Raw genomic sequence first — 12,664 nt, 5'->3', positions numbered from 1 at the left:
ACGGCGGGAGGGGATGCTGCCAGCGTACCGATCGGGCCGGCATCGCGAATCCGGTCCATCGGCACCAAGATGGGACGATGAGCCACCGCCCCGCCACCCCCGCCACCGCGGCGCTCCGATCCGCCCGCGACCTGCTGCATGCCCACGCGACCGACTACGCGGGTGCCAGGGAGACGTTCCGCTGGCCGGAGCTGGACGAGTTCAACTTCGCGCTCGAGTGGTTCGACGTCGTGGCGGCCGAGAACCCCGACCGCCCGGCCGTGCAGATCGTCTCCGCCGATCTGTCCAGCCGCACCTGGACCTACGGCGAGCTCTCCCGGCGCTCGGATCAGGTGGCGAACTGGCTGCGCGGGCTCGGCATCCGCCGGGGCGACCACGTGATCGTCATGCTCGGCAACACGATCGACCTCTGGGAGACGATGCTCGGGCTCACCAAGCTCGGCGCCGTCGCGATCCCCACCTCGACGCTGCTCTCCCCCGCGGACCTCGCCTACCGCGCGGAGAAGGGCGAGGCGCGGGCCGTCGTCACGCTCGGCGCGCTGGCGGACCGGGTCGGGGAGCTCCCGGACGAGGTCCTGCGCATCGCGGTCAGAGACGCCCCCGAGGGCTGGCAGGACTTCGCTGACGCGTCGCAGGCGGCCGAGGACTTCGTGCCGGACGGCGCGACGCCCGCGCGGGACACGAGCCTGCTGTACTTCACCTCCGGGACGACCAGCAGGCCCAAGCTCGTGCAGCACTCCCACGTCTCGTACCCGGTCGGCCATCTCTCCACGATGTGGTGGCTGGGCCTGCGCGAGGGCGACGTGCATCTCAACATCTCGTCGCCCGGATGGGCAAAGCACGCCTGGTCGAGCTTCTACTCGCCGTTCCTCGCCGAGGCGACCGTGTTCGTCTACAACTACGACCGCTTCGACGCCGACACGCTCATGGACGTCATGGACCGCCACGAGGTGACGACGTTCTGCGCCCCGCCGACGGTGTGGCGCATGCTGATCCAGGCGGATCTCGGCCGCCTCGCCCACCCTCCGCGCGAGCTCGTGGGGGCGGGTGAGCCACTGAACCCGGAGGTGATCGGCCGGGTGCGCGACGCGTGGGGCGGCACGATCCGCGACGGGTTCGGGCAGACCGAGATGACGGCCTGCGTGGGCAACTCCCCGGGCCAGGTCGTGAAGGACGGGTCGATGGGACGCCCGCTGCCCGGCTATCCCGTGGTGCTCGTGGATCCGGTCAGGGGGGTGGTGGTCGAGGACCCGGACGGCGCCGCTGACGACGGTTCCCCCGCCGAGGGGGAGATCTGCCTCGACCTGTCCGCGGGGCCCCGGGGGCTCATGGTCGGCTACTACCGGGACCCCGAGGCCACGGCGCGCTCGCGCGAGGGCGGGTTCCACCACACCGGCGACATCGCGACGCGGGACGCCGAGGGCTACCTCACCTACGTCGGCCGGGCCGACGACGTCTTCAAGGCCTCGGACTACAAGATCTCCCCGTTCGAACTCGAGTCCGTGCTGCTCGAGCACCCGGACGTCGTGGAGGCGGCGGTCGTGCCGAGCCCCGATCCGACGCGCCTCGCGGTGCCGAAGGCGTACGTCTGCCTGTCCGCCTCCGCGCACGAGGATCCGGCGGCGACGGCCGGATCGATCTTCGCGCACGCCCGCACCCAGCTCTCCCCGCACCAGTGGGTGCGGATCATCGAGTTCGTGCCTGAGCTGCCGAAGACGATCTCCGGCAAGATCCGCCGCGTCGACCTGCGGGCGCGCGAGGCGGAGCGGGTCGCGGCACGGGACGAGACCGCGCAGCACCACGACCGCGACCACCGCTGAGGGCCAGGGGCTCCGGGCTACAGGTCCGCGATCACGATCCTGGTCATGCGGAGCATGCGGCCGTAAACACCGGGTCGCGCGAGCAGCGCGTCCAGGTCGGCGGGGACGATCTGCCAGCTCACGCCGAAGCGGTCCACGAGCCACCCGCACGCCTCGGCATCAGGGACGGCGCTGAGGGCCTCCCAGAGACGGTCGATCTCCTCCTGCCCGTCGCAGCGCACGAGCAGCGAGACCCCTGGTGTGAAGGAAGCCTCCACGTCCTCCGGCGAGGCCATCATGCTCAGCTGCTGCCCGGCGAGGCGGAACTCGGTGTAGACGATCTCCTCTCCCGTGCCCGAGACCACGTAGTCGAGGATCCGTCCGACCTCCGCATCGGGGAAGGTCGAGGTGTACAGCGCGAGGGCCTGCGGGGCCTCGTCCCGGCTGTCGGCGCCGAACGTGAGCATCGGCATGTACCGGGCGATCGGGTCGGCGTCCGGACGAAGGAGCTTGAACTGCCAGCTCACCCCGTACTGGTCCTCGACCCAGCCGTACAGCGGGCTGAACGAGTACTCCCCGATGTCCATGATGACCCTGTCGTGCTCGGCGAGAAGCGTCCAGGCATGGTTGATCCAGGCGCGGGCGGCCTGTTCATCGCCGCCGAACCGGCCGGGATCGACGTTCACCAGGAGTGAGATGCCCGGCGTGGGGCGGTACTCCGCCCCCGCGTTGATGAGCGAGATCCGGAAGTCGTCGTCGAGGGTCACGTCGACGACCACGGGAAGACCCTCGAACCCCTTCTGGAAATCGGGCAGCCCCTCGGTGGGGTACCGCGCGACCACGCGCGACCGTGCGCCGTCGAAGACGGTCTCGTAGAACGCGCCCGCCTCTTCGGCGGTCCGATCGCACCAGATGTTCGGGATGATGCGCTGCGTCATGACGCTCCTCGCGTGGCGGTCGACCCCCCCTGGGACCAGGGTGCCCGTCCTGCCCCGCGGATGCAAGGGTCTGTGCCCGCCGGTCCGTGCCCGCCGTACCGGGCGCGGGGCCTCAGCGCCGGCCGACCCGCGTCCGCGGTCGACGGCGCACCACCCGCACGGGCGCCGTGATGACGGCGTCGACGACCATCGAGCCGTCGGTCGGCCCCACGACGGGGATCGCGGTGGTCGGGGTCACCTCGATCGGGTCCACCGGAACGTGGGCGAGACCGCGGTGCGCGGAGACGTAGGCGGGGATCAGCAGCGCGACCGCGCCGATCCACGCCAGCGGATTGCTGAGCACGACGCCCGTGTACCCGATGAGGGAGCCGAGCAGCACGGCGGCGCCGACGCGCATGACGAGCTCGATCACCCCCGTCACGGTGGGGATCAGCGTGTGCCCGAGGCCCTGGAGCACGCCGCGCAGCACGAACAACACCGCGAGCGCGGTGTAGCTGAGCCCGTTGATGAACAGCATGTGCGCCGACAGCTCGACGACCGCGTCCGATCCGTCTCCGATGAAGAGGCGCACCATGAAGGATCCGAAAAGCACGAGCACCGCGCCGAGGAGGAGAGCGGTCACGACGGCCATCCAGAGCGCTTCGCGCACGCCGCGGCGGATCCGATCGGGGCGACGGGCGCCGAGGTTCTGCGCCGCGTACATCGAGGCGGCGAGGCCGATCGACTGGAGGAAGGCGACGGCGATGCTGTCGACCCGGGACGCGGTCGTGTAGGCGGCGACCGCGTCCGCGCCCAGGGTGTTCAGCGCGACCTGGACCGTGATCGTGCCGATCGCGATGATCGACGCCTGGAAGCCCATGGGAAGGCCGAGGCGGAGGTGCTCGACGATGTCGGCGCGGGTGACGCGCCAGTCCGGCCGGTGCACGTGGAGCACGGGGAGCCGGCGCCACACGTAGAGCAGGCAGAGCGCCACCGACACGGCCTGCGCGACGACGGTCGCAAAAGCCGCTCCGGCGACACCCCACTCGAACACCCCGACCATGAGGATCACCAGGGCGATGTTCAGCGCGCAGGACACCGCGAGGAAGACGAGCGGCGTGCGGGAGTCGCCGATCGAGCGGATCACGGCGGAGAGGTAGTTGAAGAACATCACCGCGCTGCCGCCCGCGAACGTCACCTGCGTGAAGACCGTGGCCTGGTCCAGCAGCACCGGGGGCGTCTGCAGCAGTTCGAGCAGCGGGCGGGCGATGAGCGGCCCCCCGACGGAGATGACGAGGGCCGCGGCCGCGGTGAGCAGGGTGCCGGTCGCGACGGAGCGACGGACCGCGGCGTGGTCGGCGGCACCGTAGGCCTGCGCCGTGGGGATCGCGAACCCGCTGCTGAGACCCCAGGCGAAGCCGATGAGCAGGAAGATCAGGCTGCCCGTCGCGCCGACGGCGGCGAGCGCGTCGACGCCGAGGTGGCGGCCGACGACGATCGCGTCGGCGAACTGGTACAGCTGCTGGACGACGTTGCCGATCAGGAGCGGCAGGGCGAAGGCGAGGATGACGCGCCAGGGGCGGCCGGTGGTGAGGATAGTGGCCATGAGCTCTTCGGGTGACGGGGGTGAGCGCGGAACCGAGCAATCCTATCGAATCGATTCGACCCCTGTCCACACCGGGAGGGAGCAGGATCGCGCAGACCGGCGCCGCGATCCTGCTCCCTCAGGCAGCCGGCTCAGCGGGAGAGCGCCTGCTCCACGTCGGCAAGCAGGTCGTCGACGTCCTCCAGGCCGACCGAGAGCCGCACGACCTCGACGGGGACCGCTGCCTCGGTGCCGCGGACGGACGCGTGGGTCATCGCGTCCGGATAGTTCACGAGCGACTCCACCCCGCCCAGGGACTCGGCGAGCTGGAACACCCGGGTGGACTCCGCGAACCGGCGGGCCGCCTCGCCCGATTCGAGCGCGACGGAGACGATGCCGCCGAAGCCCGACATCTGCCGGGCCGCCCGCTCGTGCCCGGGGTGCGACGGCAGCCCGGGGTAGTAGACGCGGGCGACCCGGGGGTGCGCGTCGAGGAACGCGGCCAGCGCCTGGGCGTTCTCCCCGTGCTGGCGCATCCGCACCGGGAGGGTCTTGATCCCGCGGGTGGTGAGCCAGGCGTCGAACGGGCCGGAGACCGCGCCGACCGCGAACTGGAGGAAGCCGACCTTCTCCGCGAGCTCCTCGTCGCGCAGCACGACCGCCCCGCCCACGACGTCCGAGTGGCCGCCGAGGTACTTCGTCGTCGAGTGCACGACGACGTCCGCCCCGAGGGAGAGCGGACGCTGCAGGGCCGGGGTCGCGAACGTGTTGTCGACCACGACCAGGGATCCGGCGGCGTGACCGATCTGCGCGAGGGCGGCGATGTCCGAGATCCGCAGCAGCGGGTTCGAGGGCGTCTCCACCCAGAGCACCCGCGGCGTGCGCACGGCGACCGCGGCACGCACCGCGTCCGTGTCGCTCATGTCAACGACCTGCACCGTGACGCCCCAGTCCCCGAGCACGCGGGAAAGGAGGCGGAACGTCCCCCCGTACACGTCGTTGCCGAGCAGCACGTGGTCGCCCGGACGCAGGACCGCGCGCAGCAGGGTGTCCTCCGCGGCGAGGCCGGACGCGAAGGAGAAAGCGCGGGCGCCGCCCTCGAGCGCCGCGAGCTGCGTCTGCAGCGCGTCGCGCGTCGGGTTGCCGCTGCGCCCGTACTCGTACCCCTGTCGCAGACCCCCGATCCCGTCCTGCAGGAAGGTCGTCGACAGGTGCAGCGGGGGGATCACCGCCCCCGTGTACGGGTCGGCGGCCTGACCCGCGTGGATCGCCGCGGTGGCGGTCTTGTCGGTCTCGATGCTCATGGTCGGATCCCTTCGGTTCGCCCCGTCGCGGGGCTCGTGCCGGTTCTCGGTGTGGTCGTGGGGGACGGCGCGACGGCGAAGCCGTGCCCGCTCATCCAGTCGTCGTCGTAGAGCTTGTCGAGGTAGCCGCGGCCGTGGTCGGGCAGCAGCACCACGACCACGTCCCCCTCGTCCAGGCGCGCGGCGACCCGGAGCGCGGCGGCCACGGCCATCCCGCTGGAACCGCCGACGAGCAGGCCCTCCTCGCGGGCGAGGCGGCGGGTCATGGTGAAGGCCTCGGCGTCCGAGATCCGCTCGTACCCGTCGACGACGCTCGCGTCGAAGGTGCTCGGGAGGAAGTCCTCCCCGACGCCCTCGACGAAGTAGGGGTGGATCGGGCCGCCGGAGTAGATCGAGCCCTCCGGATCCGCGCCGATCACCCGGACGCGGCCGTCGCTCGCCTCCTTGAGGAAGCGGCCCGTGCCGCTGATCGTGCCGCCCGTGCCGATCCCGGCGACGAAGTGCGTGACCCGTCCGTCGGTGTCCGCCCAGATCTCCGGCCCCGTCGACTCGTAGTGCCCCTGCGGACCGTTCTGATTCGCGAACTGGTTCGGGTTGAACGCCCCGGGGATCTGGGCGGCGAGGCGCGCCGCGACCGCGTAGTACGAGTCGGGATGCTCCGGCGGGACCGCGGTGGGGGTGACGACGACCTCGGCGCCGTAGGCGCGCAGCGTCGCGACCTTCGGACCGTCGAACTTGTCCGGCACCACGAAGACCATGCGGTAGCCGCGCTGGAGGGCGATGAGCGCGAGGCCGACGCCCGTGTTGCCGCTGGTCGCCTCCACGATCGTGCCGCCGGGGGCGAGCCGCCCGTCCCGTTCGGCGGCATCGACGATCGCCCGCGCGATCCTGTCCTTCGCGGAGCCGCCCGGATTGAAGTACTCGACCTTGGCGAGCACGGTCGCCGCGATGGGGCCGCGGTCAGCGGTCGCCGCGGTCACGGAGGAGAGGCGGACGAGGGGCGTCGCGCCGACGAGATCGGCGACATGGCTGGCGTAGCGCACGGAAGGTCCTGAACGGTCGTCGCGCGAGGAGCGCGGAGCTGTCTGTGGTCGTCGAAGGAGCGCGGGAAGGCGCTCAGAGACAACAACGACAGGTCAGGCTCACGGGAACAGCATACGGGTCCTGAGCCGGATCCGCTCCCCCCGGTTCAGGCGCGCAGCAGCGCATCCTCCAGGGCGACCCACGCGAGCATCGCGCACTTCACGCGGGCGACGTAGCGCGAGACGCCGGTCAGCGCCGCCGCGTCGCCGTAGACGTCCTCGTCGAGCTCCATCGCCCCGCGCGAGCGCAGCGCCTCGCGGAAGCCGTCGATGAGCACCGCCGCCTCGGCGCGCTTCTTGCCGACCACGAGCTCGGTGAGCATCGACGCGGAGGCCTGGGAGATCGAGCAGCCCGCGCCGTCCCAGCTCACCGCGGCGATCCGCTCGCCGTCCTCCTCCAGCCGCGCGCGCAGGGTGATCTCGTCGCCGCAGATCGGGTTGCGCTGGTGCGACTCGGCCGTGTGCGGATCGGCACCAGCGCCGTCGGCCGGATCGGGGCCGATCAGCCCCTTGCCGTGGGGGCGCTTCGAATGATCCAGGATCAGCTCCTGGTACAGCTCCTCGAGCCCGCTCATGCGCGGATTCCCTCCACGCCGAAGAAGCCGCGCACCCCGGCGACGGCGTCGAGCATCCTGTCGACCTCGTCCACCGTGTTGTAGAGCGCCGCGGAGGCGCGCACCGACGCGGTGACGCCCAGGCGCGCGTGCACGGGCTCGGCGCAGTGATGGCCGACCCGCACGGCGATGCCGCGAGCGTCCAGGAACTGGCCGACGTCGTGCGCGTGCACGCCCTCGACGACGAACGCCTGCAGGGCGACCCGCTCGGCACCGGGGCCACCCGTGCCGAGCAGGCGCACGCCCTCGATCTCGCCGAGCCCCTCGCGCAGATGCCGCTCGAGGGTCTGCTCGTGCGCGTGGATGCGGTCGAGGCCGATGCTCTCCAGGTAGCGCGTGGCCGCCGCGAGCGCGACCGCCTGCGAGACGGGCTGCGTGCCGGCCTCGAAACGCTGCGGCGGGGGCAGGAACTCCGTGCGCTCGAACGTGACCCGGCTGATCATCGAGCCCCCGGTGAGGAACGGAGGAAGCGCGGCGAGCACCTCGCGACGACCGTAGAGGCCGCCGATGCCGTAGGGGCCCTGCATCTTGTGGCCGGAGAACACGGCGAGATCGACGCCGAGCCCCGGCAGATCCAGCGGCAGGTGCGGCGCGGACTGGCAGGCGTCGAGCACCGTGATCGCGCCGACCTCGCGGGCGAGCGCCACGATCTCCGCCACGGGATTCACGATCCCGAGCACGTTGGAGACGTGCGTGAACGCGACGACGCGGGTGCGGGACCCGATCACCTCGGCCGCGTGGTCGAGGTCGAGGGATCCGTCGTCGCGGATCCGGATCACGCGCAGGACCGCACCCGTGCGGGCGACGAGCTCCTGCCAGGGGATGATGTTCGCGTGATGCTCCGCCTCGGTCACGACCAGCTCGTCGCCGGGGTGCAGGGCGAGGCCGGCGCTGGCGGGCGCGCCGCGGCCGAGGGTCGCGTGGCCGATCGAGGCGGCGACGAGGTTGAGCCCCTCGGTCGCGCCGTGGGTCCAGACGAGGTCGTCCTCGGCGGCTCCCACGAAGCCGGCGACGGCCGCCCGCGCGTCCTCGTAGAGCTCGGTCGCCTCGGCGGCGAGGGTGTGCGCGCCGCGGTGCACGGCCGCGTTCGAGCGTTCGAGGAAGTCGCGCTCCGCGTCGAGAACGATCCGGGGCTTCTGACTCGTGGCGGCCGAGTCGAGGTACGCGAGCGGCGCGCCGTTCACGGACGTGTCGAGCAGCGGGAAGTTGGCGCGGATCGCCATGACGTCGAGGGGTGCGGGTGTCACCCTCCCACGCTACGTCAGCGGCGGGAGGGTGGGACGCGCACGGAGGCTAGGTTAGGCTTGCCTACATCACATTCTCTGACCCGAGGAGATCCATGCCCTCCCCCCGTCTGCGCCGCGGCGCGGCCATCCTCAGCCTCCTGACGGCCGGCGCTCTCGCGCTCTCCGCCTGCTCCACCGCGTCGACGCCCACTGCGTCCGAGTCCGCGTCCTCCGGCGGCTTCCCCGCCACGATCGAGCACGTCTACGGCAAGACGGTCGTCGCGTCGGCGCCGAAGCGCGTCGCCGCGATCGGCTGGGGCAGCGCGGACGCGTCGATCGCTCTGGGCACCGTGCCCGTGACGATCCCGACCTCCACGTTCGGCGACACCGACGGCGACGGCTACCTCGCCTGGACCAAGGACGCCGTCGAGGCCGCGAAGGCGAAGCTCCCCGCCCTGCACGACGAGACCGACGGGATCCCCTACGAGAAGATCTCCGACGCGACGCCCGATGTGATCCTCGCCACCAACTCGGGCCTCAGCAAGCAGGAGTACGACACGCTCACGAAGATCGCACCGACGGTCGCCTACCCGGACCAGCCCTGGGGCACGCCGTGGCGGGAGTCGACGCGCATGGTCGGCGCCGCGCTCGGGAAGTCGGCCGAGGCGAAGAAGCTCATCGCCGACACCGAGAAGGACATGAGCACCGAGATGGCGAAGTACCCCGCCACCCAGGGCAAGACCGGCATGGTGATGTGGGTCGACGCGAAGGATCTCGGGAAGGTGCAGTTCTACACGCCGAGCGACACCCGCGTGCAGTACCTCAACGACCTCGGATTCGCGACGCCGCAATCGATCAAGGATCTCTCCAAGGGCGAGAAGGGCTTCGTCACGACGATCTCCGCCGAGCAGGCCGACAAGCTCGACGCGGACGTCGCCGTGATCTACGTGCAGGGCGGCGACCTCTCCACCCTGCAGAACGACCCGCTGCTGAGTCGCATCCCCGCCGTGAAGAAGGGCGCGGTCGTCCCGATGAACGACGAGGCGCTACTCATGGCGATCTCGGCCCCGACCGTGCTCTCGATCCCGTGGGCCCTGCCGACGTACGCCAGGCTCCTCGGCGAGGCCGCCGCCAAGGCCTGATGCCGCTCACCGCCGTTCCCACGACGCCCGCGTCGGGATCCGCTCGCTCCGTGCGACGGAACCCGACGTGGGCGATCGTCGCGTGTGCGGTGGTCCTCATCGTCGCCGTGCTGCTCTCGCTCGCCCTGGGCGCGCGCCTCGTGCCGTTCGACACCGTCTGGAACGCGTTCGCCCACCCCGACGGATCCACGGATCAGGCCGCCGTGCTCTCGCGCGTGCCGACCACGATCACGGGTCTTCTCGTGGGCGGGGCGCTGGGCATGGGCGGCGCGCTCATGCAGGGCATGGCGCGCAATCCGCTCGCGGATCCCGGCCTGCTCGGCGTCAACGCCGGCGCCGCGCTCTTCGTCGTGGTGGGCATGTCGGTGTTCGGCTGGCAGGCGCCTCTCGCGATCGTCTGGTGCGCGCTGGCCGGCGCGGCGGTCGCCGTCGTGCTCGGCTACGGGGCCGCGGCGGTGAGCCCGGGTGGCGCCACACCGGTCACACTCGCGCTCGCCGGTGCCGCGGTCTCCGCGATCGCCGCGGCCGTGATCACCGGCATCCTGATCGTCGACCAGTCGACCCTGCAGAGCTACCGGTTCTGGCAGCTCGGATCCCTCACGGCCGCGACGTTCTCCTCGCTCGCGCAGCTCTCCGGCTTCCTCGTGCTGGGGGCGGTGCTCGCGATCGCCTGCTCCGGACGGCTCAACGCCCTCGCGCTCGGCGACGACGTGGCGCGGGGGCTCGGCGTGCGGGTCGGTGCGTCGAGGTTCGTCGCCGTGCTCGCCGTCGTCCTGCTGTGCGGCACGGCGACCGCACTCGCCGGGCCGATCGGCTTCGTCGGACTGGCCGTGCCGCACGCGGTGCGCTTCCTCGTCGGGACCGACTACCGCGGGATCGTCCCGCTCTCCGCCGCGGCCGGTGCCGCCTTCCTGCTCGTGTGCGACGTGATCGGGCGGATCCTCGCGCGACCCGGCGTGCTCGAGGTCGGGATCGTGACCGGCGTGCTCGGCGCCCCCGTCTTCATCGCGCTGCTGCGCCGGCGCAGGGCGGTCGGACTGTGAACGCCACGGCCGCCGCCCTCGGCACGAGCCGGCGCAGGGCGATGCGCCGCGACGGCCTGCTCCTCGGCGTCCTCGGCGTGCTCGTGCTCCTCCTCGCGATCGTCGGACTCGTCTTCGGCACCAAGACCCTCCCCCTCGGCGACGTGATCCGGGCGCTGGCAGGCGAGACCGTGCCGGGCGCGAGCTTCGCGGTCGTCGAGCTGCGCCTGCCCCGCGTGCTCGGAGCGCTCCTCGCCGGAGCGGCGTTCGGCCTGGGCGGCGCACTGTTCCAGACCCTGCTGCGGAACGTGCTCGCGAGCCCTGACGTGATCGGCATCAGCGCCGGATCCAGCGCCGCCGCGATCACCGCGATCGCGTTCTTCGGCGCGTCGGGGCTGTTCGTCGCGGGCGCCGCGATCGCCGGGGGCCTGCTCACGGCCCTGCTGATCTGGGCGCTCGCGTGGCAACGGGGCCTCTCCGGGCTGCGCTTCGTGCTCGTCGGGATCGCGGTCGCGGCCGCGCTGCAGGCCGTCATCAGCTACGTGCTCACCCGCGCGGACGTGAAGGCGGCGGAGGAGGCGACCGTGTGGATGGCCGGATCCCTCAACCGCAGCCTCTGGGATCAGCTCGCCCCGACCGCCCCCGCTCTCGTCCTGCTGCTCCTCGGCGCGCTCGTCGCCGCGCGACGGCTGCCCGCGCTGCGGCTCGGGGACGATTCGGCGAGCGCGCTGGGCGTCCGTCCGCAGAGGATCCGCGTCCTGCTGATCCTCTGCGCCGTGCTGCTCATCGCGGTCGCGACCTCGCTCACCGGGCCGATCGCGTTCGTCGCGTTCCTGGCCGGGCCCCTCTCACTGCGACTCGTCCGGCGCGACGCCGCGCTCCCCCTCGCCGCCGCGCTCGTCGGTGCGATCGTGGTGCTCGCGGCGGACGCGGTCGCCCAGCACCTGCTCCCGATCGCGCTGCCCGTCGGCGTCGTCACCGGCGCGGTCGGCGCGCCCTTCCTGCTCTGGCTCCTGATGAGAGGACACACGCGCGCATGAGCTCGCATTCCCTGGAGGCCCGCGATCTGGTCGTCGGGTACGACGGCGCACCCATCATCGACGGACTCGATCTGCGGCTGCCCGCCTCGGGCGTGACGATGATCGTCGGCGCGAACGGCTGCGGCAAGTCGACCCTGCTGCGCACCCTGGCGCGCCTGCTGAAGCCGCACCGCGGCTCCGTGCTGCTCGACGGATCCCCGATCACCGATCGCCCGACCAAGGAGGTCGCCCGGATCGTGGGGCTGCTCCCGCAGGCCCCCGTCGCACCGGACGGCATCAGCGTCGCCGACCTCGTCGATCGCGGCAGGACGCCGCACCGCGGGTGGCTCGGCGGACGCGACCGGCGCGACGACGAGATCGTGGCCGACGCGCTCGCGCAGACCGGGATGGGCGCCTTCGCCGATCGCACGATCGACGAGCTCTCGGGCGGGCAGCGGCAGCGGGCGTGGGTCGCGATGGCCCTCGCCCAGGAGCCGGACATCCTGCTGCTCGACGAGCCGACGACGTACCTCGACCTCGCGCACCAGGTGGAACTGCTGCAGCTGCTCGTGCGGCTCTCCCGCGAGCGCGGCACCCAGGTGGTCATCGTGATGCACGAGCTCAACCTCGCCACCCGGTACGCGGACCATCTCGTCGCGATGCGCGACGGCCGCGTCGTGGCCGAGGGAGCGCCGGGCGAGATCGTCACCGTGGAGCTGCTGCGCGAGGTGTTCGAGCTGGAGGCGGTCGTCGTCCCGGATCCCGTCGCCGGCACGCCGATGGTCGTGCCGGTCGACGTGCATCGCGGCTGAGTCCGCCGGCGCCGCCGGCGCCGCCGTTCCGTTCTCAAGACGGATGGCGCGTCACCCCTCGGATCCGCCCTCCCCGGCCGTCCGAGGAGCATTCGTCCTGAGAACGGGTGAGCGCCGAGCCGGCATCGGTGCGCCCGATCGG

11 protein-coding genes are annotated in these 12,664 nt (G+C 72.1%); 5 read left to right on the top strand and 6 right to left on the bottom strand.

What is annotated here, in order from left to right; genetic code table 11:
• Window positions 1-77: 77 nt before the first annotated feature.
• Window positions 78-1,820: an AMP-binding protein gene (locus Q0P88_RS05235; protein WP_295011816.1), complete on the top strand. Its 1,743-nt coding sequence runs from the start codon at window positions 78-80 to the stop codon at window positions 1,818-1,820.
• 17 nt (window positions 1,821-1,837) lie between these two features.
• Here Q0P88_RS05235 and Q0P88_RS05230 read toward each other — a convergent pair whose 3' ends face one another.
• The 6 genes from Q0P88_RS05230 to Q0P88_RS05205 all read right to left on the bottom strand — a co-directional run bounded on the left by Q0P88_RS05230 (window position 1,838) and on the right by Q0P88_RS05205 (window position 8,524).
• Complete coding sequence (locus tag Q0P88_RS05230) at window positions 1,838-2,737, bottom strand: VOC family protein (protein WP_295011814.1); 900 nt, start codon at window positions 2,735-2,737, stop codon at window positions 1,838-1,840.
• Between the two features lie 112 nt (window positions 2,738-2,849).
• Window positions 2,850-4,322, bottom strand: a complete 1,473-nt coding sequence (locus Q0P88_RS05225; protein ID WP_295011812.1) for an MATE family efflux transporter — start codon at window positions 4,320-4,322, stop codon at window positions 2,850-2,852.
• Window positions 4,323-4,453: 131 nt separating this feature from the next.
• Window positions 4,454-5,605: a cystathionine gamma-synthase gene (locus Q0P88_RS05220; protein WP_295011810.1), complete on the bottom strand. Its 1,152-nt coding sequence runs from the start codon at window positions 5,603-5,605 to the stop codon at window positions 4,454-4,456.
• Window positions 5,602-6,648 carry a pyridoxal-phosphate dependent enzyme gene (locus tag Q0P88_RS05215; protein ID WP_295011808.1) on the bottom strand — a complete coding sequence of 349 codons (1,047 nt, stop codon included), beginning with the start codon at window positions 6,646-6,648 and terminating at the stop codon, window positions 5,602-5,604. Before Q0P88_RS05215 ends, Q0P88_RS05220 begins: the two co-directional genes overlap by 4 nt.
• Window positions 6,649-6,794: 146 nt before the next feature.
• Window positions 6,795-7,262, bottom strand: coding sequence for a Fe-S cluster assembly sulfur transfer protein SufU (gene sufU / locus Q0P88_RS05210; RefSeq protein WP_295011806.1), 468 nt, complete (start codon window positions 7,260-7,262; stop codon window positions 6,795-6,797).
• Window positions 7,259-8,524, bottom strand: a complete 1,266-nt coding sequence (locus Q0P88_RS05205; RefSeq protein WP_295011980.1) for a SufS family cysteine desulfurase — start codon at window positions 8,522-8,524, stop codon at window positions 7,259-7,261. The genes sufU and Q0P88_RS05205 overlap by 4 nt, the downstream gene beginning before the upstream one ends.
• 116 nt (window positions 8,525-8,640) lie before the next feature.
• On the opposite strand from Q0P88_RS05205, the gene Q0P88_RS05200 reads away from it, so the two are divergent.
• Genes Q0P88_RS05200 through Q0P88_RS05185 form a run of 4 tightly spaced genes read left to right on the top strand, consistent with a single transcriptional unit; the run spans window position 8,641 to window position 12,522 of the window.
• Window positions 8,641-9,669: an iron-siderophore ABC transporter substrate-binding protein gene (locus Q0P88_RS05200; RefSeq protein WP_295011804.1), complete on the top strand. Its 1,029-nt coding sequence runs from the start codon at window positions 8,641-8,643 to the stop codon at window positions 9,667-9,669.
• Between the two features lie 50 nt (window positions 9,670-9,719).
• Window positions 9,720-10,712 carry an iron ABC transporter permease gene (locus Q0P88_RS05195; protein ID WP_295011802.1) on the top strand — a complete coding sequence of 331 codons (993 nt, stop codon included), beginning with the start codon at window positions 9,720-9,722 and terminating at the stop codon, window positions 10,710-10,712.
• The gene (locus tag Q0P88_RS05190) at window positions 10,709-11,731 is read left to right on the top strand and encodes an iron chelate uptake ABC transporter family permease subunit (protein WP_295011800.1); all 1,023 of its coding nucleotides are present in this window, start codon (window positions 10,709-10,711) and stop codon (window positions 11,729-11,731) included. The genes Q0P88_RS05195 and Q0P88_RS05190 overlap by 4 nt, the downstream gene beginning before the upstream one ends.
• A complete protein-coding gene (locus Q0P88_RS05185; RefSeq protein ID WP_295011798.1) occupies window positions 11,728-12,522 on the top strand; it encodes an ABC transporter ATP-binding protein in 795 nt (264 codons plus the stop codon). The genes Q0P88_RS05190 and Q0P88_RS05185 overlap by 4 nt, the downstream gene beginning before the upstream one ends.
• The last annotated feature ends 142 nt before the right edge of the window (window positions 12,523-12,664 follow it).

Source organism: uncultured Microbacterium sp., from assembly GCF_945952435.1.
In the GTDB taxonomy this organism is placed as follows: Bacteria; Actinomycetota; Actinomycetes; order Actinomycetales; family Microbacteriaceae; genus Microbacterium.
This window is presented reverse-complemented; position numbering and strand designations above follow the sequence as displayed.

Coding starts and splice junctions, on each gene's coding strand:
- Q0P88_RS05205 (WP_295011980.1), bottom strand. CDS start 8,524: ATGGCGATCCGCGCCAACTTCCCGCTGCTCGACACGTCCGTGAACGGC.
- Q0P88_RS05235 (WP_295011816.1), top strand. CDS start 78: ATGAGCCACCGCCCCGCCACCCCCGCCACCGCGGCGCTCCGATCCGCC.
- Q0P88_RS05200 (WP_295011804.1), top strand. CDS start 8,641: ATGCCCTCCCCCCGTCTGCGCCGCGGCGCGGCCATCCTCAGCCTCCTG.
- sufU (WP_295011806.1), bottom strand. CDS start 7,262: ATGAGCGGGCTCGAGGAGCTGTACCAGGAGCTGATCCTGGATCATTCG.
- Q0P88_RS05225 (WP_295011812.1), bottom strand. CDS start 4,322: ATGGCCACTATCCTCACCACCGGCCGCCCCTGGCGCGTCATCCTCGCC.
- Q0P88_RS05230 (WP_295011814.1), bottom strand. CDS start 2,737: ATGACGCAGCGCATCATCCCGAACATCTGGTGCGATCGGACCGCCGAA.
- Q0P88_RS05220 (WP_295011810.1), bottom strand. CDS start 5,605: ATGAGCATCGAGACCGACAAGACCGCCACCGCGGCGATCCACGCGGGT.
- Q0P88_RS05185 (WP_295011798.1), top strand. CDS start 11,728: ATGAGCTCGCATTCCCTGGAGGCCCGCGATCTGGTCGTCGGGTACGAC.